The organism is Cupriavidus sp. WGlv3, from assembly GCF_023952475.1.
Classification (GTDB): domain Bacteria; phylum Pseudomonadota; class Gammaproteobacteria; order Burkholderiales; family Burkholderiaceae; genus Cupriavidus; species Cupriavidus phytorum.
The window spans coordinates 692,052-711,252 of record NZ_JALHRX010000002.1 but is presented as its reverse complement, the minus strand read 5'-3'; the positions used below and the strand labels follow the sequence as shown (position 1 = coordinate 711,252).

The following is a 19,201-nucleotide window of genomic DNA, read 5'->3' as shown; positions in this document are numbered from 1 at the left end:
GCAGGGCGGCTTCTTTATTTTCTGGTGACCGCGGGCGCGCTTGGGCCGCTTATTGCGGCCACACGCCATCGACCTCGCGCAGCAGGTGGCCGGCGAGAATATAGTCCCCGAGCCGGGTAGCCTTGGCCTCGAGGTCGAGCAGTTCATGGTCCGCCAGCGTGCCGAGATCGAACTGGCAATAGAGATTGCGTTGGCGGAATGTGCCCTTGGGTTTGGCCAGCCCTTCGATCAGGGCTTCGCGGGAACGGACGGCGATGCTTTCTTGTCCGCGATATTGCACCTTGATACCGCGCTTTTCTCCGAGCCTGCCGAGTTCGACGGCGTCCTGCCATCCGGTCTCGTAGTCCAGCTCAAGCGCCAGCACGCCTTCCGAGGCCAGAAGCCTGAGCGCTTCTGCCTTGCTGCCAGCTCGCACGATTGACATCCACACCTCTTGTATCGACTTATACTGTACGAATATACAGTCAACCCGGGGTCGGGGCAAGGGCCCGGCGCCGCATTGCCCGCGCTCGCGGATGGCGCCACCGCCCGGCGAGTATGGTTGCCGATCTATGTCAGGCGCATGTCAGAGGCGCGCGGGTGGCCTGTCGCCGCCTTCGTTGTTGCCGGCTTCGTTGTCGCCGGTGCCTGAGCCGGTCGCAGTGCCGGCGGGCGTGCCCGCGGCCTGGCCGGTTGTGCCGCCCTGCGCCGCCGCGCCCGCGAAGTCGCCGGCATAGGCGCGTGACAGCGTGCCCGGCTGTATGTAGCGGCGGATGGCGGCGTTGACGGCTTCAGGGGTGGCGTCGCGCAGGCGTTGCTCGAGTTCCGCGGTAAAGGCCATGGTGCGGCCCAGGTAGAGCTGGCTGGCCAGCGCGCCGGCCAGCGCGGCGTCGTTGCTGCGGCTCACCATGCCCTGCTGCAGCAGGCCGCTGACGGCCTCGGCCAGTTCCTGCGCGGTAATGCCGTCGCGCACCAGCCGCTCCAGTTCCTCGCTGACGGCGCGCTGCACCCGCGCCAGGCTCTGCGGCGCATATTGCGCGCGCACGCCGAAGCGGCCGGCGCGGTCGAGCGCCCCCACCTGCATCCAGCTGCTCGCGCCGTAGCTCACGCCTTCGCGCTGGCGCAGCCGGTCCGCCAGCCGGCTGCGCAGGCTGGCGCCGCCCAGCACGCGGTTGGCAATCATCATCAGCGCATAGTCGGGCGCATCGTTGGTCAGGTCGATCGGGGCGGTGGCCAGATACACGGCGTTGGCCTTGCCGGGCGTGGGCAGCGTGAATTCGGCGGGCGGGATCGGCACGAACGGACGGTCGACGCGCGCATACGGCTGCGGCGCGGCCCAGTCGCCAAACAATGCTGCCGCCTGCGCCGCGGCAGCCGCGCCATCGAAATCGCCGACCAGGCTCAGCTGCGCATGCCCCGTGCCGTAGAAGCGGGCATGGAAGTCGCGCACCTGCGCCAGCGTGGCCGCGCGCAGGTCGGCGATATTCTCGGCGATGGTGCGCGCATGGCGCGGGTCGCCCACGGGGTAGGGGTCGCCGTGCCGGCCCAGCGCATTGGCGGCCAGCACGCCGGGTTCGCGCTGCACGCTTTCGAGTTCGGCGATGCTGGTCTGGCGCAGGGTCTCGAACTCGACCTCGGGGAAGGTCGGCGCGCGCAGCAGGTCGCGCAACAGCGCCAGCACCTCGGGCAGGTGCGCGCGGCGCGTCTCGAAGCTGACCGTCACCTGCTCCGGGCCGCCCGCGATGCCGACGCGCGCGCGCAGGGCCTCGATGCGGTCGGCGATCTGCTGACGGTCCATGCCGGCGCTGCCGCGGCGGAGCATCGCGGCGGTGAGCGCGCCCACCGTGGTCAGCCCTTGCAGGCTCTGCGCATCGCCCATGCGCAGCACCAGCACGCCGTGTACCACTTCCCCGCGTGCGGGCTTGGGCAGCAGGGCCAGCTGCATGCCGTTGGCGAGCGTCTGGCGCGTGGTATGGGCTTCGATATTGGCCGGACTGGGATCGAATGCCGCCACCGCGGCCAGCGCCGGCCGGCCCTGGTAGCCATTGACCATGGCCGTGATGTCGGGCACCGCCGGCACTTGCGCGCGCTGCGGCTGCTCGGCGGGCAGGAACACGCCCAGGGTGCGGTTCGAGGCCTGGAAGTAGTTCAGCGCCACGCGCTGCACGTCGGCCAGCGTGGTGGTCTCGATGCGGTCGCGTGCCAGGAAGAACAGGCGCCAGTCGCCCTTGGCGATGGCCTCGGACAGCGCAATCCCGAGCGCGCCGGGATCGTTCATGTAATGCTCGTAGGCGTTGCGCATGCGCACGCGCGCGCGCTCCAGCTCGGCCTCGGTCACGGGCGCTTCGGCAAAGCCTTCGATCTGCGTGATCAGGCCGGCGCGCGCGGCCGCGAGCGGCTGGTCTTTCGAGGCCTGTGCCATGAACAGCAGCGCGCCGGGGTCTTTCATCGCATAGAACGCGCTGCCGATCGACGTAGCCTGGCCGCGCTCCACCAGCGCCTTGTACAGCCGGCCGCCGGGAGTGTCGCCCAGGATGATGGTCAGCAGCGCCAGCGCGGTGGTGTCGGGGTGCGCGCCGGGGCTGACATGGTATTGCGCGGCCACCAGGCGCGTGTCGCCCGGGCGCATCACCACCAGTTCGCGCGCGCCTTCCTGCGCGGGCTCGACCGTGGGCTCCGGCGGCAGCACGCGTTGCGGGCGCGGAATCGGTCCGAAATAGCGTTCGATGCGCGCCAGCGTGGCGGCGGGATCGAACTTGCCCGCCACCACCAGCACCGCGTTGTCGGGCTGGTAATAGCGGCGGTAGAACGCGCGCAGGTTGTCGAGGCTGACGTTCTCCACGTCGCTGCGCGCGCCGATCGGGGCCTTGCCGTAGTTGTGCCAGCGATAGGCGGCGGCCATGGTCTGCTGCATCAGCATGCGCCCGGGGCTGTTCTCGCCCATCTCCATCTCGTTGCGCACCACCGTCATCTCGCTGTCGAGGTCGGCGCGCGCGATCACGCTGTTGACCATGCGGTCGGCCTCCATGCGCAGCGCCCAGTCGAGGTTGTCGTCGCTGGCAGTGAAGGTCCCGAAGTAGTTGGTGCGATCCTGCGCGGTGGTGCCGTTGACGCTCATGCCGCGCCGCGCGAACTCGCCCGGGATGGTCTTGCCCGGCAGCGACGGCGTGCCCTTGAACAGCAGGTGCTCGAGCAGGTGCGCCATGCCGGTCTCGCCGTAGTTTTCGTGGCGGCTGCCGACCAGGTAGGTGATGTTGACGGTGGTGGTGGGCTTGGCGGCATCCGGTGCCAGCACGATGCGCAGGCCGTTGGGCAGGCGGTGTTCGGTAATGCCTTCGACCGACGCCACCTGCACCGCCTGCACTGCCTGTACCGGCGCTGCCGCAGGCTGCGCCAGCGCAGGCGGGCAGGCCAGCGTGGCAAGCAGTGACAGGTGCAGGGCGGTGCGGCGCATGGGGTCTCCGATGGGAAAGATAAGGGCAGGGCAACTTTGCCCCAACCCATCCGCGCGCGCCAGAGGGAAATGTCCGAAACCAGCGGATGCGCGCCGGCATCTGGCGGTAGCATGCCGTCATGAACCTCGATCCCGACACCTGCTACAAGGCCGTGGCCTCGCACGACCGCCGCTTCGACGGGCGCTTCTTCGTGGGCGTCTCGTCGACCGGCGTGTATTGCCGTCCCGTGTGCGCGGTACGCACCCCCAAGCGCGAGAACTGCTCGTTCTATGAAAGCGCCGCCGCAGCCGAGAAGCATGGCTTCCGCCCGTGCCTGCGCTGCCGCCCGGAGCTGGCGCCGGGGCACGGCCTCGCCGATATTTCCGGCCGGCTGGCGCAGGCCGCCGCCACGCTGATCGACGAAGGCTTCATGGCCGACGGCAGCGTGGCCGCGCTGGCGGCGCGCATCGGCGTGACCGAGCGCCACCTGCGGCGGCTGTTCGACGCGCAGTTCGGCGTGTCGGTGCTGGAGTACGCGCAGACCCAGCGGCTGCTGCTGGCCAAGCGGCTGCTGGCCGATACCGCGCTGCCGGTGACGGAGGTGGCGCTGGCGGCGGGCTTCGGCAGCGTGCGCCGCTTCAACGATGTGCTGAAGACCCGCTACGGCCTGACGCCGCTGGCGTTGCGGCGGCGTGCCGCCGAGGGCGTGGCCGACCGGCTGGTGTTCGAGCTCGGCTACCGCCCGCCCTTTGCCTGGGACGCATGGCTGCGCTTCCTGGCCACGCGCGCGGTCGACGGCATCGAAACTATCCGCGATGGCGCCTATCTACGCACCATGCGTGTCGAAGCCGGCGGCAGCGCCCACCTCGGCTGGGTGCGCATCGAGCATGTGCCGCGCCGGCTGGTGCTGCGCGTGACGCTGTCGGCGTCGCTGGCGCGCGTGATTCCGCAAGCGCTGGGCAAGGTGCGCCGGCTGTGCGACCTGGGCTGCCGCCCCGACGTGGTGGACCGCCACCTGGGCGAACTGGCCGAGGCGATGCCTGGCGTGCGCTTGCCGGGCTGCGTCGACGGCTTCGAGATCGCGGTGCGCGCCGTGGTCGGGCAGGTGATTTCGGTGGTGCAGGCGCGGCGCATCCTGGCCGCGCTGGCGCAGCGCGCCGGGCAGGCGCTGGACGGCGCGTCGCCGGACGGCTTGCGCTACACCTTCCCGAGCGCGGCCGCGCTGGCGGCATTGCCCGAGGCTGCGCTGCGCGAGGCCGGCGTGTCGCCGGGCAAGGCCCGCACGCTGCAGGCGCTGTCCTGCCGCGTGGCCGACGCCACGCTGGTGCTCGACCCGCATGCGGCGCCGGAGCAGGCGGTGGCGGCGCTGCGCGAGATCGAGGGCAGCGGCGACTGGACTGCGCAGTATGTCGCCATGCGCGCGCTGGGCTGGCCCGATGCCTTCCCCGGCACCGACTATGCGCTGCGCAAGGTGCTGGGCGTCAGCACCGTGCGCGCGATGCATGAACGGACTGCGCAATGGGCGCCGTGGCGAGCCTACGCCGCGATCCACCTGTGGCATCGCTACGAAGCGATGAAGGACACGCCGCCGCCCGCGGCGCAACCGGAGACCCTCCCATGACCAGCTATCGCCATATCGACAGCCCGCTGGGCACGGTGTTGCTGCGTGCCCGCGACGGGCACCTGACCGGCCTCTTCTTCGCGGGACAGAAGTACCATCCCGCCGGCATTGCCGACAGCCGCGACGTGCCTGCGGCCGACGCCGCGGTGCTGGACCGCGCCGCCGCCGAACTGGCCGAGTATTTCGCCGGCCGCCGCGACACTTTTACCGTGCCGGTGCGCTTTGCCGGCAGCCCGTTCCAGCAGCGCGTGTGGCAGGCGCTGCTGGAGATCCCGTGCGGCGCCACCGCTTCGTACGGCGAACTGGCGCGCACGCTCGGGCTGCCGCCCACGCATGCGCGCGCGGTCGGTGGCGCGGTCGGCCGCAACCCGCTGTCGGTGATCGTGCCCTGCCATCGCGTGCTGGGCAGCGCCGGCGCGCTGACCGGCTATGCCGGCGGCATCGAGCGCAAGCGCGCCCTGCTGCGGCGCGAGGGCATCGCCGCCACCACGGGCTGACGCCCGCCGCGCAGCGATGGCACGCCTGTTCATCGCAGTGGAAGTACCGCCCGCACAGGCGGTGGGGCTGTTGTCGACGCTTCCTGCCTCACCCGGCGTGCGCGCCGCGACGCCCGCGCAGGTCCACCTGACCCTGCACTTCCTCGGCGAAGGGCTGGGCGAGGCAGCACAGGCTGCCGACAAGCTTGATATCGCGCTCGCGGCGCTGCGCACCCCCGCGTTCACGCTGCAGGCGTATGGCACCGGGCGCTTCCGCAGCGGCCCGGGATCGGTGCTGTGGGCTGGCCTCGCGCCCGGTCCCGGACTGGACGCGCTGCGCGCCTTGCACGCCGAGGTGGGGCAGGCACTGGCGGACGCCGGCTTCCCGCCGGAGCGGCGGCGCTTCCATCCTCACGTCACCCTGGCCCGCTGCAAGCCGACCGTGCCCGAGAGCGCGCTGCGCGCGTGGCTCGATGCGCACCGCACCCTGGCCAGCGCGCCGTGGCGCGTCGCGCGGCTGGTGTTGTTCGAAAGCCGGCTCGGTCCGCAAGGCCCGCAACACCTGCTGCGCCAGGCCTGGCAGCTGGCGGCGCCAGGCCCTACGCCAGGTTGCTGAAGCCCAGCGCCGCGCCCAGTCCGCACAGGGCCGAGCCGATGGCGCGGTCCAGCAGCCGCTGGCGCCGCAGCATGGCCGCGCGCAGCGCCGGCGCGGTGAACACCCACGCCACCACGCTGAACCACACCAGGTGCGCCACCGACATGAACCCGCCATAGGCCCACTGCACCGGCACCGGGGTTTGGGCATCCACCACCTGGGTGTAAGTGCTGACGACGAACAGCGTGGTCTTGGGGTTCAACGCATTGGTCAGGAGGCCCATTCGCAACGCCGCCAGCGGGGCCAGCGCCCGGCCGCCGTGCAGGTCCACCGTCAGCGCGCCGCGCTTGCGCAGCGTCTGCAGGCCGATCCAGATCAGATAGACGGCGCCCAGCGCCTTCACCACCGTCAGCACGCTATGCGCGTGTGCCATCAGCAGCGACACCCCGAACATCGTATAGAGCACATGCACCTGCACGCCCAGGGCGATGCCGAGTGCACTGAGCAAGCCGGCACGGCGGCCGTACAGGTAGCTGTTGCGGGTGACCATGGCGAAGTCCGGGCCGGGACTGATTACTGCCAGCACGGTCACCGCGGCGACCGCCAGGGATTCGGCGAGAGGGGGCATGTTGCGTCAGAATATGTTGTGTTTTGGGGCCGATCCCGGTTCGTGGGGACCAAAAGCGTACCCAATTCTGCGTGCCGGATAGCGCCCCCACAACCGATATATACTCGCGCGATTCCGTGAGAAAAACTGACCGATGCACTGGCTGGGATGGATCCGATTCTTCGAGGCCGCGGCGCGCCATGAGAGCTTTGCCCGCGCGGCGGAGGAGCTGCACCTGACCCATGGCGCGGTCAGCCGGCAGATCCGCCAGCTGGAGGACACACTTGGCGTGGCGCTGTTCGAGCGGCGCAACCGCGGCGTGTTCCTGACCGAGGCGGGGCGCTCGCTGTTTGCGGCGGCGACGCAGTCGATGGAGGGTCTGGCCGCCGCGGCCGCGCGCATCCGCACGCAACCCGCGGGGCGGGCCCTGGTGCTGTCGTGCGAGCCGACCATCGCCATGCGCTGGCTGATCCCGCGTCTGCCGCGCTTTGCCGCGCGCCATCCCGACATTCCGCTGCACCTGATGGCGGCGGGCGGGCCGATCGACTTTGCGCGCAGCGGCGCCGACCTGGCGCTGCGGCGCAACGACTTTGGCTTCGATGCGCGCTGGCATGCGCGCGAGGTGGTGCAGGAACGCGTGGGTCCGGTGTGCCGGCCTCGGGCCGCCGAGGATGCGGCGGTGGCGCCGGTGCGGTTGCACACGCGCACGCGGCCGGAGGCCTGGCAGCGCTGGCAGGCGGCGTGCCCCGATGACGCGGGCCGCCTGCGCCTGGACGGCGACGCCTGGTACGAGCATTTCTATCTGAGCCTGCAGGCCGCCGCGGCAGGCCTGGGCTGGGCCATGGCTTCGCAGCTGATGGCTGCCGACGAGATCGCCGACGGCCGGCTGGCCGCGCCATTCGGCTTTGCGGCCGATGGCTCGGCCTACCACCTGCTGTCGCCGGCGCCGTTCGAGCACGACACGCGCCGGCTGGCCCTGCTCGCATGGCTGCGCGAGGCGGCGCAGGCCACGCTCGTGCCGCCGCCGCAGGCCTGAAAGCCGCGCCAGGCGCTACCCCCCGGAAGTCTGTCCTCAAGTTCTGCCACAGATTTGCCGAAGTGAGATCATCGGTCTTGCCGGCTAATGGTGCAGGCGCTTAACATGCGGCGCGCGGCCGGCAGGCCGGTGCCGCCGACGGCTCCGGCTGGTCCGCGGCTGTGCCATAGCCGTCGCTCCCAGCCCCTCCAGATGTTGCGTGAACCTATGAACCAGCACGACGCCCCCGGGCCCGCCGATCACGACGCCGAAGCCGACCCGGCGGACGACCGCTATCGCCTGACCCACAACTCGCAGATCGGCACGGTGCTGCGCGACCTGGCGTGGCAGAAGTGCATGCTGAGCGTGCGCACCCGCACCGCGCACCAGTTCGTTACCTCGATCCTGCATGTCGACCCGGTCAACCGCACCTTCGTGTTCGACTGGTGCAACGCCGAGCCCGAACGGATGTCGCTGATGACCTCCGAAGAAAACGCGTTCTCCGGGCTGCTGCGCGGCGTGCCGGTCAACTTCGTGGTGGGCCAGCCGGCGGCCACGCGCTATGAAGACGGCCCCGCCTTCGTCGTCGAGTTTCCGGAAAAGCTCTATCACTTCCAGCGCCGCCGCCATTTCCGCGCGCGCACGCTGGTGACCAAGGGCTACCGCTGCGAGATGCCGATGCCGGACAAGACCGTGCTGGGCCTCGATATCGCCGATCTGTCGCTGTCCGGCGTGGGCTTGCGCTCCAAGACCGTCACCGCCGACCATCTGCCGGTTGGGACCACGGTGGCGAAGTGCCGGCTGGACTTCCGCGAGCTGGGCAGGCTGGAGGTGGACATGCAGGTGGTCGGCCACTGGCTGGTGGGCCACGACGACAGCGCCATCCACCACTTCGGCTGCGCCTTCGTCAATCCGGACGGGCGCATGGAGAACTTCCTGCAGCGGCTGGTGTTCGCGCTCGAACTGGCGCACCGCGGCTGAGACGCCGCCCTGGCGGGGACGGGGTCACCGGCGCAATGGCGGCACCGTCCCGGCGTGTGGCCGTGCCGGCAAGCCGGCAAACAGCAAGTGTCAGGCTCAGGACCCGACCATCCGGCCGATCGCGGCGGCCGCTTCGCGCATCGGCGCCAGCAGCCGCGTGATCATGTCCGCTTCGGAGACGCGCGCGGCACGCACGCTCACGCTCAGCCCCGCCAGCACGATGCCCGAGGCCGAGCGCACCGGCACGGCCATGGCGCGCAGGCCGGGCTCCAGCTCTTCATCGACGATCACATAGTCCACTTCGCGGGCACGCTCGAAGCACGCTTCCAGCTCCTGCCGCGAGACCTTGGTCTGCAGCGTGCGCGGGCGCAGCTCGGCATGCTCGAAGAAGCCGTCGAGCACCGTGGCGGGCTGGTGGGCAAGCAGCAGCCGGCCGTTCGAGGTGCAATAGGCCGGCAGGCGGCTGCCCATGCCGAGCGAATAGTTCAGCACGCGCTGCACTTCGGAGCGCACCAGGTACAGGATGTCGGTCCCGTCCAGGATCGCCAGCGTGCAGGTCTCGTGGATGCGCGCGCTCAGGTTGTCCAGGATCGGCTGCGCCAGCGACACCAGCGAAGTCGACGAGAAATACGCATGCCCCAGGTGCAGCACGCGCGGACGCAGCGCGAATTGCCCGTCCTGCTGGCTGACATAGCCCAGCTGCTCCAGCGTATACAGGCAGCGCCGCACCGAAGCGCGTGAGAGCTGGGTGCGCTGTGCCACCTGCGAGATCGTCAGCGGGCGCTTGCGCTCGGAAAACGCTTCCAGCACGGTCAGCCCGCGCGCCAGCGACAGCATGAAGTTGGGATCGCCGGCAAAGCTGGCGAGCAGGTCGGCCTGGGGCCGGGCAACGCGGACGGTGTCGGCCTGGGCATGGCCAAGACCGATGGGGCGAAGGACATCCATGGGAGGCTGGGAGTGGTCTGCGGTCGTTCGATAATCGCGCAATGTTAAACCGCTCCGGCGCCGCGGGCCAGCACTGCTTGCATGCTGCGCTGCGTCATTGGCGGCGCCTGGTCAGCGCTTCGACCACCTCGAACAACGCCATGCCCCCGAGCATCGCCGCGACAAAGCCCCACGCCTTGGCATAGCCGGCACCCAGCGCGACTAGCGCGGGGCCCGGGCAAAAGCCGGCCAGGCCCCAGCCGATCCCGAAGGCGGCACTACCCAGCAGCAGGCGCGGCGTGACCGCGGCCAGCGCCGGCCACTGCATTGGCAGCCCAAGCCATGAGTGCTGGCGCCGGCGTGCCAGCGCAAAAGCCACCACGCCGACCCCGATCGCGCCGGCCATGACGAAGGCAAGTGACGGGTCCCACGCTCCCGCGAGGTCGAGAAAACCCAGCACCTTGGCCGGGTTGGCCATGCCGGAGAGGATCAGGCCGATGCCGAACACCAGTCCGGCCAGCAACGACAGCAGCGTGCCCATGGTTCAGCCTCCCAGCACGTGGCGCTGCACCAGCACCGTCAGGAAGCCGGCCATCATGAAGGTCACGGTGGCCGCCAGCGAACGCACCGAACCGCGCGACAGGCCGCATACGCCATGGCCGCTGGTGCAGCCGCCGGCATAGCGCGTGCCCACGCCGACCAGCAGCCCGGCTACCAACACCTCGGTCCATCCCGCGTCGATGCGTGCCGCGGGCATGGCATCGAAGGCGGTCGCCAGCCATGGCGACAGCAGCAGCCCGATGACAAAGGCGATGCGCCATGCGGTGTCGCCATGCGGCAGCCGAAGCAGGCCACCGACGATGCCGCTGATGCCGGCGATGCGGCCCAGGCCGAGAATCATCAGCGCCGCCGCGAGGCCGATGACAAGCCCGCCGGCGAGCGCAAGCCACGGCGTGAAATACTGGAAGTCGATCTGCATGAAGGGTGCGCGCGGAATCTGGCGCGGAGGCGGCCGCAAGTGCAGCCCAAGGCAGGGATTATAGGCGCGCCATAGTCGGCCCACGCGCCCATAAAAAAGTCGCCGCTGGGGAAGCGGCGACCGGGGAAGGTTGTCATTCAAGAGGGGGTCTTGGTGACAGGAAAAGTATAGACATTTGAATTAAGACATTACATACAACTTTGGTGGGGTACGGCAGGCGCACATTGCCGCGCCGCGTCAGAACGGCTTACCCAGGTACAGGTAGAAGCTGAAGACGCCGGCCGCGGCGCGGCCATAAGCCAGGTACAGCGGCCCGAGCGGGCTGTCGAGCGCCAGGAACAGCGAGCCGGACTTGAGCAGCCCGGTCGGGCTGCCCGGCACCAGCGGGTCGCCGACGCGGCCCGCCTCCAGCGAGAAGCCGGCGTAGACGCCCTGCAGCAGGGTCTGCCGCGCCAGCTTGTTGTAGTACACCAGCCGCGCAAACTGCAGGTTGCTGCCCATCAGCTGCCCGGTCGCGTAGCCGGACTGCTGCAGGAAGCCGCCCCACTGGAACTGGTCGTAGTTCGGCAGCGGCTTGCCGCCGGGATTGCCGCCGACCTTGAAGCCAAACGACAGCGTATGGTCGCCGAACGAATGGGCATAGATGCCATCGGCCTGCGCCTTGATATAGGTCTGGTCGGCTCCGAGCCCCGGTTGCGAGGCGTAGATCCGCACCCCGCCCGCATAGCCGAAGCGCGGGAAGTCCACGCTGTCGAGCTGGTCGAAGAACAGCCGCCCGGTGATGGCCCCGCGCCGGATGTTGCCCGGACCCGGCGCCAGCGACGCCGGGCCGGTGCTCAGGGTGGCATGCTCCGAGCCGGCCTGCACCCCGACGCGCAGCTCGCCGTACTTGGTGAACTGGCTGCCGACGTCGAGCGCCAGGTCGAAGCGGCGCACGTCGTAGGTGGCGATGCGCGTGCTGCCCTGGAACACATTGACCGGGCGCCGCTCGAGCTCGATGCGCGGCGCGATGAAGAAGAACTGGCGCGTGTCCAGCGGCTGGTAGAACTCGCTGCTCAGCGCCGAGGTCTGGCCCACCTGCGCGTCGGTGCGCCATTCCGCCCCCAGCGCATTGAGCCAGGTGCGCCGGTAGCTGCCGACCAGGTTGAAGTAGGCGTCGCCGCGGAAGTCCGAACTCAGTCCCAGCCCGAAACGCAGGTAGTCGGGGCCCCACGATTTTTCCACGGCATTGACCGTCAGCACGCGCCGGCCGGGCTCTTCCAGGATGCCGTAGTTGACATGCTCGAAGTCGCCGGTGCCGAACAGGCGGCGCATGTCCTGGTCCAGCGCGGCCTGGTCGATCGGCTCGCCCGGCCGGGTCTGCATCACCGCGGTGGCATAGTCCGGATTGACGCGATGCAGCGGCGCCAGCCGGATTTCGTCGACGGGGCGGGTGTCGGGCGGCTGCACCGCCTGCTGGGCCGCGCGCAGCTCGGCATACTGCGCCGGCGGCAACGCCAGCGGCGCGAGGCGATCGGCGACGTTGCGCGCGGCGGCCTCGCCGATCGGGATGGTGGTCGACAGGTGGTCGAAGTCGGTCGCGGAAAAGTCGCCCAGCGCGGGCTCGATCAGCACGTCGGTGGGCCGCAGCGAGGCCAGCGATGCGCGCACGTTCTGCTCGGTCAGGATGTTCAGCATCTGGCCGGTCACGCCGATCACCGAGGTCAGCTCCTCGCGCTTCATCAGTGGCGTGCCCAGGTTCACGGCGATGACGATATCGGCGCCCATGCTGCGCGCCACGCCCACCGGCAGGTTGTCGGTCAGTCCGCCGTCGACCAGCAGCCGGCCCGCGTATTCCGCCGGGGCCACCGCCCCCGGCACCGACATGCTGGCGCGCATCACGTTGGCCAGTTCGCCCTCGCTGAACACCATCGGCGTGCCCGCCACCAGGTCCGTCGCCACCGCGCGGTACGGGATCGGCAAGCGGTCGAAATCGCGGTAGCCCGGGGTCCTGGCCAGTTGGCGCAGCACCGTCTCCAGCTGCACGCCGGAGACCGCGCCCTTCGGCAGCAGCACGCCGCTTGCCTGCAAGCCGATCTCCGGCGTGAACAGGTTGGTGAAGTCGTCCTGCTTGCGCCGCACGCTCAGGTCCTGGCGCGGCGGCCGTTCCTTGAACAGCTTGTTGGTGCTCAGGCCGCTGACCAACTGTTCCATTTCAGTTGGCCCCATGCCGGTAGCGTAGGCGCCGCCGACCAGCGAGCCCATGCTGGTGCCGGCGATGCAGTCGACCGGGATACGCATCGCCTCCAGCACCTTGAGCACGCCGATATGCGCGGCGCCGCGCGCGCCGCCGCCCGACAGCACCAGGCAGATGCGGGGGCGGCCTGCCGCGGCAGGCTGTACATGGGCAGGGACTGCGGGGCTCGCGGCAGCGCCGGCGTCATGGCCGGCGGCCGGGCGCTCCGCGGCCGTCGCGGCGCCGGCAGCCAGCGCGATCGCGGCAAGCAGACTCTTCGTGCTGGCGTGGCGCAGGCGTTGGTGTGGGGCTGCCTTCATGGCTCGATCGGGGTCGCAGTCCGTTGCGTGGCCGGTTGCCGGGGCGGGAAGTCCGGCTATCTTCCGGCAAAACGTGGCGTGCAGGCCCTTGTACGCGCCGCCTGCCAAAACAATTCAACACGCGGTTCGGAAGCGTTCAGATCGGCCTTGGGGGCGCTGCCAAGGCTGCGGGGCAGCGGGGGGCGCGCCGGAATATACTGGGGGCTGGTCTGCCATGGCGCCGCGCGCGCGATCCGCAAGTGTCTCAAGTGTCCCCCGTAGTCCCCCTCGCCGGTTCCACGCTTACCCCTGACGATCCTCGCCCGGAGCCGCCGGAGCGGCCCGCCGATGGCGAGTGCTGCGGCTCCGGCTGCGATCCCTGCATCTTCGATTACTACTACCAGGAGATGGACCGCTACCGCGAGGCGCTGCGGGCATGGGAGGCGCGCCAGGCCGCGCGCCATGCCGAGAATCCGGCAGCTTGAGCACACACCTGAGCGTCCCGGCCATGCAGCCATCGCAGCCCTCCCCGGCAGCCGGGGCGGCGCTGTTCGATTTCGTGCAGCGCCACCCGCGCCTGTTCGTGCTGACCGGCGCCGGCATCAGCACCGATTCCGGCATTCCCGGCTACCGCGACGCACGCGGCCAGTGGCAGCGCTCGCCGCCGATCACGCTGCAGGCCTTTCTCGGTTCGCACGCCGGGCGCCAGCGCTACTGGGCGCGCAGCATGCTCGGCTGGCCGCTGGCGGGGCAGGCGCGGCCCAACGATGCCCACCACGCGCTGGTGCGGCTCGGCAAGCAGGGCCGGATGACGGCGCTGGTCACGCAGAATGTCGACGGCCTGCACCAGCGCGCCGGCAGCCACGGCGTGATCGAGCTGCACGGCAGCCTGGCCAGCGCCATCTGCCTGGACTGCGGCGCCAGCCACGACCGCGCCGGCCTGCAGGACTGGCTGGTGTCCCGCAACGCTACGCTGCGCGACGTGATCGCAACGCCCGCCGCCGATGGCGACGTGCATTTCGAATCGCCGCTGTTCGCGCAGTTCCAGGTGCCCGATTGCAGCCATTGCGGCGGCATCCTCAAGCCTGATGTGGTGTTCTTCGGCGAATCCGTGCCGCGCGCGCGTGTCGATGCCGCCCGCGCGGCGCTGGCAGCCGCGGATGCGATGCTGGTGGTGGGATCGTCACTGATGGTCTATTCCGGCTACCGCTTCTGCGTCTGGGCCGGCCAGATGGGCAAGCCGGTGGCCGCGCTCAACCTGGGCACCACGCGTGCCGACGCCATGCTGGCGCTGAAGGTCGAGGCCGGCTGCGCGCCGGCGCTGCAGGCACTGGTGTCGCGGCTGGAGCAGGACACTGCAGGATCCCGTTGACGCGAGCGCCGTGCAGGCATAGCATCGCCACACCACTTTGACCGACGCCGGTCGATCTTTCTTCAAGGCTTCCGCTTTCCACCATGACCGCAGACCGTCAACGCCCCGTCATCGCCGCGCCTCCGGGCCGTGCGTTGCCGTGCCCGCGTCGCCAGCCTGCGTTCACATCTGTCGCGCCGCCGCCGCCGTTCTCCGGCGGTGCACACCCGCCGCCGCCGCGCGGCTGACGGGCACGCGCCCCAGCCCTTCTCGTCTCCGGTAATCCCGCCTTCGTGCGCCCGCGCGCATGGCCGACGCACGCCCGTGCGCGCTGTCGCCGTGCCGTGGCCGCATGCCGATGCGCGTCGCCGGAGCCCGCCAAGCTGACGACAGATGACAAGCCATGAACAACCAAGAAGATTGCGCGGCGCGCTTTGACGCCGCGCGCGACACGCTCACCACGCGCTCCACGCGTTCCACATCCTCCGCCCTCTGGGCCACGCCGCTGTTCGTGCTGCTATGGAGCAGCGGCGCCATCGCCGCCCGGCTGGCGCTCGACCACGCCACCCCGTTCGCCCTGCTGACCTTGCGCTTTGCGCTGGTCTGCGCCGTGCTGGGCGCGCTCGGCCTGGCGCGCAGGCGCCTGCTGCCGCCGCGCGGCGAGCGGCTGCACACGGCCGGCGCGGGGCTGCTGCTGATCGGCGGCTACGCGGTCTTCTATTTTCTGGCGCTGGACCACGGCATGACGCCCGGCGTGCTGGCCACGGTGCTCGGCGCGCAGCCGATGCTGACGCTGCTGCTGACCGAGCGCCGCGCCAGCGCCGCGCGCCTGGGCAGCCTGGCGCTGGCATTCGCCGGTCTGGCGATGGTGGTCGCCGACAGCCTGCTGCTGGCCCGGCTGTCGCCGGCGGGGGTGCTGTGTGCGCTGGCCTCGCTGGCCAGCATGACCGTCGGCGCCATCCTGCAGAAACGCAGCCCGCGCGCGCCCGCCGAAGTGCTGCCGCTGCAGTACGGCGCAAGCCTGGCGGCCTGCCTGCTGTGCCTGCCGTTCCAGCCCTTCGCCTTCGAAGCCTCGCTGGCATTCGCCGCACCGCTGCTGTGGCTGGCGCTGGGGATTTCGATCGGCGCGACGCTGCTGTTCTACCGCCTGATCCACGCCGGCAACCTGGTCAACGTGACCAGCCTGTTCTACCTCGTGCCGGCAGGCACCGCGGCGCTGGATTACCTGCTGCTGGGCAACCGCATGGCGCCGCTGGCGCTGGCGGGGATGGGCGCGGTGCTGGCGGGGTTGGGGCTGGTGTTCCGCGGCACCAAGGGCTGATGAAGCGGTAGGTGGAGCAGGGAAGAGGCGCTGCCCGAAGGCGCGCCTACCGCTGCTTCACCTCCACCCGCACCTCGTCCTTGCCCACCGTGATCGCCCCCGGTTCCACCTCCTTGCCGCCCGCGCGCAGCTCCTCGGGCTTGAAGGTATAGATCGGATAGTCCTTCAGCAGCTGCTGCGCGACCACGGCGCCGATGGCGTTGAGCTGTTCGCGATAGGGCCCCATGCCGGCGACTTCGACCTGCTGCACCGTGGGGTTGTCGAGCAGCACCGCGCGCCTGGCCGGGTCATAGCGGATGCCACTGTTCAGGGCCAGCTTGCCGTCGACAGGGGGCGAAGGCAGCAGGGCGTTGGTCAGGCGTGCGTCGACATGGGTAGTGAGGCGGTTGCTGGCTTCATCCAGCACCAGCCGCGGGTGGCTGAGCTGGACGCTGACGACTTCGGCGTAGCGCAGCGTCGCGGGAAAGCGCTTGTCGAGTTCGGTCTGCAGTTCCTGGCGGCTCAGCGAATACTCGCCGGTCCAGATGTTGTAGCCGGCCAGGGCGGGAGCAGAGCCGGCGATGCAGGCGGCGGCAAGCAGCAGGGAAGGTTTCAGGCGCATGTGCAGGATGGGGCGCGCCGTGGGACGCCGCCTTAATGGAATCAGCCTGTCAGACCGCGTCGCAGGGGGCAGCGTTCCGTCACATCGGCCAGGGTGCCGGCTCAGTAGTGCGGCGGGATTTCCTGCAGGGGGTCGGCTTCGGCCGCGGTGGTGGCGGCGCTGCGCACCTGCTGGTACAGCGCGCGGAACTGCTCCTGCAGCAGGTCGATCTGCTGCTGCTGGCGCGCCACGGTGCTGTTCAGGGTATCGAGCAGGTCTTCCTGGAAGGCGAGCTTGATTTCGAGTTCGTTGATGCGATCGTCCATGGCTAGGTTTCTCCGGCGGGCGGCGCGCATTGTAAACCCATCGCCGGGCTCTGGCCCGAAGCGCGCCGCTGGCCGGGAACCTGCTCGCTGGCTTACTTGGGCGCCGTCAGCAGCATCCACATGATGCCGAAACGGTCGGCCACCATGCCGAACTGTTCGGCAAAGAAGGTCTTGTCCAGCGGCATCAGCACCTGGCCGCCTTCCTTCAGGCCGTTGAAGGCCTTCTCCACCCCGGCCTTGTCGGGAAAGGTGATGGCCAGGCCGAATCCCTGGAAGGCGACCTGGTTCGAACATTGCCCGTCGGAGGCCAGGATGATGCTGTCGCCGACCTGGAATTCCAGATGCATGACCTTGTCCTGGGCGCCCGCGCCGGGCTGGCAGCCTTCGCCGCCCTTGCCGGCGTCGGGGTTGTCGGCGAAGGTCATGCGGGCGTTGACCTTGGCGCCGAGGGTCTGCTTGTAGAACTCGACCGCTTCATCGCAACGGCCTTCGAAAAACAGATAGGGCTGGACTTGCATGACAACTCCTTGAAGGGGCGGCCTGTGGGGCTGTAGGGCCGCGGGGTCTCGGCAATGGCGTACAGGCTTTGTGTACGCCGTCCACAATACCTTAGCAAAGAAAATGGACGGCGTCCACATCGAATGCGCGATGGGTCCGGGGAAAGGGCAGGGGGCGGTGCACTAGAATGGTCCGCTAGACCGCCGCCCATCGCCACCGTTTCGACTGCCGCGGCCCAAATGGAGTTGCCTTGCGTTACGAATTGACCGACCTGCGCCTGTTCCAGGCCATTGCCGATGCGCAAAGCCTGTCGGGCGGCGCATCGGCCACCCACATCACCGCGTCGGCGGCCAGCTACCGGCTGAAGAACCTCGAGCACGCCATGGGCACGCCGTTGTTCGTGCGCAGCGCGCGCGGCATGGATCTGACGCCGGCCGGCGAAACGCTGCTGGTCCATGTGCGCGAACTGCTGCTGGGGGTCGAGCGCATGCATGGCGAGGTCGGGCGCTTTTCCGCCGGGCTGAAGGGCAATATCCGGCTGCTGGCCAACAGCAGTTCGCTCAACGGCTTCATCATTCCCAGCGTGAGCCGCTTCCTGCTGGCGAACCCGGACGTGAACATCGACCTGGAGGAGCGCGCCAGCCAGGCGATCCTCGCCGCGGTGGCGGCGCACGAGGCCGATGTCGGCATCCTGGCCGGAGATTTCCATACCGGCGACGACGCCGCCGGCGTGCGCTCGGTGCGCTATGCGCGCGACGAATTGATCCTGGTGATGGCGGCGGACCACCCGCTCGCGCGCGAGCCCGAGGTGCGGTTTGGCGCGGCGCTGGCGTTCGACTTTGTCTGCATGAGCCGCACCAGCAGCAACTTCCTGTTCCTGCGCGAGATGGCGCAGCGCGCCGGCAAGGGCCCCAACGTGCGCCTGCATGCGCACAGCTTCGATGCGGTGCTGTCGCTGGCCGAGGCCGGCGTGGGCGTGGCGCTGGTGCCGCGCAGCGTGGCGGCACAGGCGCTGCGCGAGGCGCGCGTGGCCGGGGTGCGGCTGGCTGAGCCGTGGGCCTTGCGCGAACTGAACCTTATCGTGCGCGCCGACGGCAAGCTGCCGGCGTTTGCCGAGGCCTTCGCGCAGTTCCTGCTCAACGATCCGCGCGTGGTGGCCACGCGCGAAGGCGGCGCCGTGGCGGCCACGGCGCCGTAACTGCCTGTCCGACGCTTAGCGCTTCAGCGCTTGCGGTTCAGGAAGGTGGCCATGTGCTGCTGCGGCTCGCCGGTGTCGAAGGCGCTGCCGAACTCGGTCACGCTGTTGCCGATCGAGGCCTCCAGCGGCGCATCTTCCCACTCGCGCAGCAGGCGCTTCTGCTGGCGCACCGCGACCGGACCAAAGCCCGCCAGCAGCGCGGCCACGCGCTCGACTTCCAGGTCCAGCCCGGCCAGCGGCACCACGCGGCTGACCAGCCCCCACTGCAGCGCCTCGGCGGCGTCGGAGATCTCGCCGGTCAGCAGCATCCACGCGGTGCGCGCATTGCCGATCAGGCGCGGCATCAGCGCGGCATGGATCACCGACGGAATGCCGACCTTCACCTCGGGCATCCCCAGCTGCGCGGTGTCGGCGGCGATGCGCAGGTCGCACGCCAGCGCCAGTTCCAGGCCGCCGCCCAGGCACCAGCCCGGCATGCGCGCGATCACCGGCACCGGCAGGTGGCGCACGGCATCGCACAGGCGGCGCAGGCCGCTGATGAAGGCCTCGGCGCTGGCGCGGTCGAGCGCGGCCATTTCCTTGATGTCGGCGCCGCCGATAAAGCCCTTGTCGCCGGTGCCGCGCAGTACCAGCACACGCAGCGCGTCATGGGCGGCCAGCGCTTCGATCGCGCGCGTGAGCGAGGCGATCACGGGTGTGCTCAGGATATTGAGCGAGCCCGCCTCGCGGATGGTGACGGTGGCGATGCCGCGCGCGTCGATCTCGACGCCGGCGTGTGGTTCCTGCTGAAGTGTGCTCATGT

At 70.0% G+C, this 19,201-nt stretch carries 20 protein-coding genes; 9 read left to right on the top strand and 11 right to left on the bottom strand.

The annotated features are described in order from the left end of the window. Nucleotides 1–49: 49 nt before the first annotated feature. Nucleotides 50–424, bottom strand: coding sequence for a PHA-granule associated protein 4 (locus tag MKD38_RS06580; RefSeq protein WP_115682045.1), 375 nt, complete (start codon nt 422–424; stop codon nt 50–52). A gap of 141 nt (nt 425–565) precedes the next feature. Further along, the gene (locus MKD38_RS06575; RefSeq protein WP_252675317.1) at nt 566–3,433 is read right to left on the bottom strand and encodes a M16 family metallopeptidase; all 2,868 of its coding nucleotides are present in this window, start codon (nt 3,431–3,433) and stop codon (nt 566–568) included. Nucleotides 3,434–3,552: 119 nt separating this feature from the next. On the opposite strand from MKD38_RS06575, the gene MKD38_RS06570 reads away from it, so the two are divergent. Genes MKD38_RS06570 through thpR form a run of 3 tightly spaced genes read left to right on the top strand, consistent with a single transcriptional unit; the run spans nt 3,553 to nt 6,126 of the window. Next, complete coding sequence (locus tag MKD38_RS06570) at nt 3,553–5,034, top strand: AlkA N-terminal domain-containing protein (protein WP_252675316.1); 1,482 nt, start codon at nt 3,553–3,555, stop codon at nt 5,032–5,034. Then, nucleotides 5,031–5,531, top strand: a complete 501-nt coding sequence (locus MKD38_RS06565) for a methylated-DNA--[protein]-cysteine S-methyltransferase (protein WP_116370490.1) — start codon at nt 5,031–5,033, stop codon at nt 5,529–5,531. The genes MKD38_RS06570 and MKD38_RS06565 overlap by 4 nt, the downstream gene beginning before the upstream one ends. Before the next feature lie 16 nt (nt 5,532–5,547). After that, nucleotides 5,548–6,126: an RNA 2',3'-cyclic phosphodiesterase gene (gene thpR, locus MKD38_RS06560; protein ID WP_252675315.1), complete on the top strand. Its 579-nt coding sequence runs from the start codon at nt 5,548–5,550 to the stop codon at nt 6,124–6,126. On the opposite strand, the gene MKD38_RS06555 is transcribed toward thpR, so the two are convergent. Further along, nucleotides 6,110–6,733, bottom strand: coding sequence for a LysE family transporter (locus MKD38_RS06555; protein WP_252675314.1), 624 nt, complete (start codon nt 6,731–6,733; stop codon nt 6,110–6,112). The two genes, thpR and MKD38_RS06555, sit on opposite strands and share 17 nt — an antisense overlap. A 133-nt stretch (nt 6,734–6,866) precedes the next feature. Between MKD38_RS06555 and MKD38_RS06550 the strand changes: the two genes are divergently transcribed. Beyond that, complete coding sequence (locus MKD38_RS06550; RefSeq protein WP_252675313.1) at nt 6,867–7,748, top strand: LysR family transcriptional regulator; 882 nt, start codon at nt 6,867–6,869, stop codon at nt 7,746–7,748. 207 nt (nt 7,749–7,955) lie between these two features. Continuing rightward, nucleotides 7,956–8,708, top strand: coding sequence for a flagellar brake protein (locus MKD38_RS06545; RefSeq protein ID WP_252675312.1), 753 nt, complete (start codon nt 7,956–7,958; stop codon nt 8,706–8,708). Between the two features lie 96 nt (nt 8,709–8,804). Here MKD38_RS06545 and MKD38_RS06540 read toward each other — a convergent pair whose 3' ends face one another. The 4 genes from MKD38_RS06540 to MKD38_RS06525 all read right to left on the bottom strand — a co-directional run bounded on the left by MKD38_RS06540 (nt 8,805) and on the right by MKD38_RS06525 (nt 13,146). After that, a complete protein-coding gene (locus tag MKD38_RS06540) occupies nt 8,805–9,653 on the bottom strand; it encodes an IclR family transcriptional regulator domain-containing protein (RefSeq protein ID WP_092314986.1) in 849 nt (282 codons plus the stop codon). Nucleotides 9,654–9,747: 94 nt separating this feature from the next. Then, nucleotides 9,748–10,173 (bottom strand): DUF6691 family protein, encoded by a 426-nt coding sequence (locus tag MKD38_RS06535; RefSeq protein ID WP_252675311.1) that lies wholly within the window; start codon nt 10,171–10,173, stop codon nt 9,748–9,750. Nucleotides 10,174–10,176: 3 nt separating this feature from the next. Further along, nucleotides 10,177–10,611 carry a YeeE/YedE family protein gene (locus MKD38_RS06530; RefSeq protein ID WP_252675310.1) on the bottom strand — a complete coding sequence of 145 codons (435 nt, stop codon included), beginning with the start codon at nt 10,609–10,611 and terminating at the stop codon, nt 10,177–10,179. Nucleotides 10,612–10,848: 237 nt separating this feature from the next. Next, nucleotides 10,849–13,146, bottom strand: coding sequence for a patatin-like phospholipase family protein (locus tag MKD38_RS06525; protein ID WP_252675309.1), 2,298 nt, complete (start codon nt 13,144–13,146; stop codon nt 10,849–10,851). A 239-nt stretch (nt 13,147–13,385) separates the two neighbouring features. Here MKD38_RS06525 and MKD38_RS06520 point away from each other — a divergent pair, with 239 nt between their 5' ends. The 3 genes from MKD38_RS06520 to MKD38_RS06510 all read left to right on the top strand — a co-directional run bounded on the left by MKD38_RS06520 (nt 13,386) and on the right by MKD38_RS06510 (nt 15,797). Beyond that, entirely contained in the window at nt 13,386–13,610 is a 225-nt protein-coding gene (locus MKD38_RS06520) for an oxidoreductase-like domain-containing protein (protein WP_371925641.1), read from the top strand. A gap of 23 nt (nt 13,611–13,633) precedes the next feature. Continuing rightward, nucleotides 13,634–14,497, top strand: a complete 864-nt coding sequence (locus tag MKD38_RS06515) for an NAD-dependent protein deacetylase (RefSeq protein ID WP_252675307.1) — start codon at nt 13,634–13,636, stop codon at nt 14,495–14,497. Between the two features lie 382 nt (nt 14,498–14,879). After that, complete coding sequence (locus tag MKD38_RS06510; RefSeq protein WP_252675306.1) at nt 14,880–15,797, top strand: DMT family transporter; 918 nt, start codon at nt 14,880–14,882, stop codon at nt 15,795–15,797. Between the two features lie 46 nt (nt 15,798–15,843). Here MKD38_RS06510 and MKD38_RS06505 read toward each other — a convergent pair whose 3' ends face one another. From MKD38_RS06505 to MKD38_RS06495, 3 genes are all read right to left on the bottom strand, one after another. Then, nucleotides 15,844–16,398, bottom strand: coding sequence for a DUF1439 domain-containing protein (locus MKD38_RS06505; protein WP_252675305.1), 555 nt, complete (start codon nt 16,396–16,398; stop codon nt 15,844–15,846). Nucleotides 16,399–16,499: 101 nt separating this feature from the next. Beyond that, the gene (locus MKD38_RS06500) at nt 16,500–16,703 is read right to left on the bottom strand and encodes a SlyX family protein (protein ID WP_018005787.1); all 204 of its coding nucleotides are present in this window, start codon (nt 16,701–16,703) and stop codon (nt 16,500–16,502) included. Between the two features lie 92 nt (nt 16,704–16,795). Next, nucleotides 16,796–17,221 carry a VOC family protein gene (locus tag MKD38_RS06495; protein WP_111520773.1) on the bottom strand — a complete coding sequence of 142 codons (426 nt, stop codon included), beginning with the start codon at nt 17,219–17,221 and terminating at the stop codon, nt 16,796–16,798. A gap of 230 nt (nt 17,222–17,451) precedes the next feature. On the opposite strand from MKD38_RS06495, the gene MKD38_RS06490 reads away from it, so the two are divergent. Continuing rightward, nucleotides 17,452–18,399, top strand: a complete 948-nt coding sequence (locus MKD38_RS06490; protein ID WP_252675304.1) for a LysR family transcriptional regulator — start codon at nt 17,452–17,454, stop codon at nt 18,397–18,399. Between the two features lie 23 nt (nt 18,400–18,422). On the opposite strand, the gene MKD38_RS06485 is transcribed toward MKD38_RS06490, so the two are convergent. After that, on the bottom strand, nt 18,423–19,199 hold the full coding sequence (locus MKD38_RS06485) for an enoyl-CoA hydratase (protein ID WP_252675303.1): 777 nt from the start codon (nt 19,197–19,199) through the stop codon (nt 18,423–18,425). Between the last annotated feature and the right edge of the window lie 2 nt (nt 19,200–19,201).

Excerpts from the sequence above, each read along its gene's own strand:
- MKD38_RS06580 (WP_115682045.1), bottom strand. The coding sequence starts at position 424 with ATGTCAATCGTGCGAGCTGGCAGCAAGGCAGAAGCGCTCAGGCTTCTG.
- MKD38_RS06575 (WP_252675317.1), bottom strand. The coding sequence starts at position 3,433 with ATGCGCCGCACCGCCCTGCACCTGTCACTGCTTGCCACGCTGGCCTGC.
- MKD38_RS06570 (WP_252675316.1), top strand. The coding sequence starts at position 3,553 with ATGAACCTCGATCCCGACACCTGCTACAAGGCCGTGGCCTCGCACGAC.
- MKD38_RS06565 (WP_116370490.1), top strand. The coding sequence starts at position 5,031 with ATGACCAGCTATCGCCATATCGACAGCCCGCTGGGCACGGTGTTGCTG.
- thpR (WP_252675315.1), top strand. The coding sequence starts at position 5,548 with ATGGCACGCCTGTTCATCGCAGTGGAAGTACCGCCCGCACAGGCGGTG.
- MKD38_RS06555 (WP_252675314.1), bottom strand. The coding sequence starts at position 6,733 with ATGCCCCCTCTCGCCGAATCCCTGGCGGTCGCCGCGGTGACCGTGCTG.
- MKD38_RS06550 (WP_252675313.1), top strand. The coding sequence starts at position 6,867 with ATGCACTGGCTGGGATGGATCCGATTCTTCGAGGCCGCGGCGCGCCAT.
- MKD38_RS06545 (WP_252675312.1), top strand. The coding sequence starts at position 7,956 with ATGAACCAGCACGACGCCCCCGGGCCCGCCGATCACGACGCCGAAGCC.
- MKD38_RS06540 (WP_092314986.1), bottom strand. The coding sequence starts at position 9,653 with ATGGATGTCCTTCGCCCCATCGGTCTTGGCCATGCCCAGGCCGACACC.
- MKD38_RS06535 (WP_252675311.1), bottom strand. The coding sequence starts at position 10,173 with ATGGGCACGCTGCTGTCGTTGCTGGCCGGACTGGTGTTCGGCATCGGC.
- MKD38_RS06530 (WP_252675310.1), bottom strand. The coding sequence starts at position 10,611 with ATGCAGATCGACTTCCAGTATTTCACGCCGTGGCTTGCGCTCGCCGGC.
- MKD38_RS06525 (WP_252675309.1), bottom strand. The coding sequence starts at position 13,146 with ATGAAGGCAGCCCCACACCAACGCCTGCGCCACGCCAGCACGAAGAGT.
- MKD38_RS06515 (WP_252675307.1), top strand. The coding sequence starts at position 13,634 with ATGCAGCCATCGCAGCCCTCCCCGGCAGCCGGGGCGGCGCTGTTCGAT.
- MKD38_RS06510 (WP_252675306.1), top strand. The coding sequence starts at position 14,880 with ATGAACAACCAAGAAGATTGCGCGGCGCGCTTTGACGCCGCGCGCGAC.
- MKD38_RS06505 (WP_252675305.1), bottom strand. The coding sequence starts at position 16,398 with ATGCGCCTGAAACCTTCCCTGCTGCTTGCCGCCGCCTGCATCGCCGGC.
- MKD38_RS06500 (WP_018005787.1), bottom strand. The coding sequence starts at position 16,703 with ATGGACGATCGCATCAACGAACTCGAAATCAAGCTCGCCTTCCAGGAA.
- MKD38_RS06495 (WP_111520773.1), bottom strand. The coding sequence starts at position 17,221 with ATGCAAGTCCAGCCCTATCTGTTTTTCGAAGGCCGTTGCGATGAAGCG.
- MKD38_RS06485 (WP_252675303.1), bottom strand. The coding sequence starts at position 19,199 with ATGAGCACACTTCAGCAGGAACCACACGCCGGCGTCGAGATCGACGCG.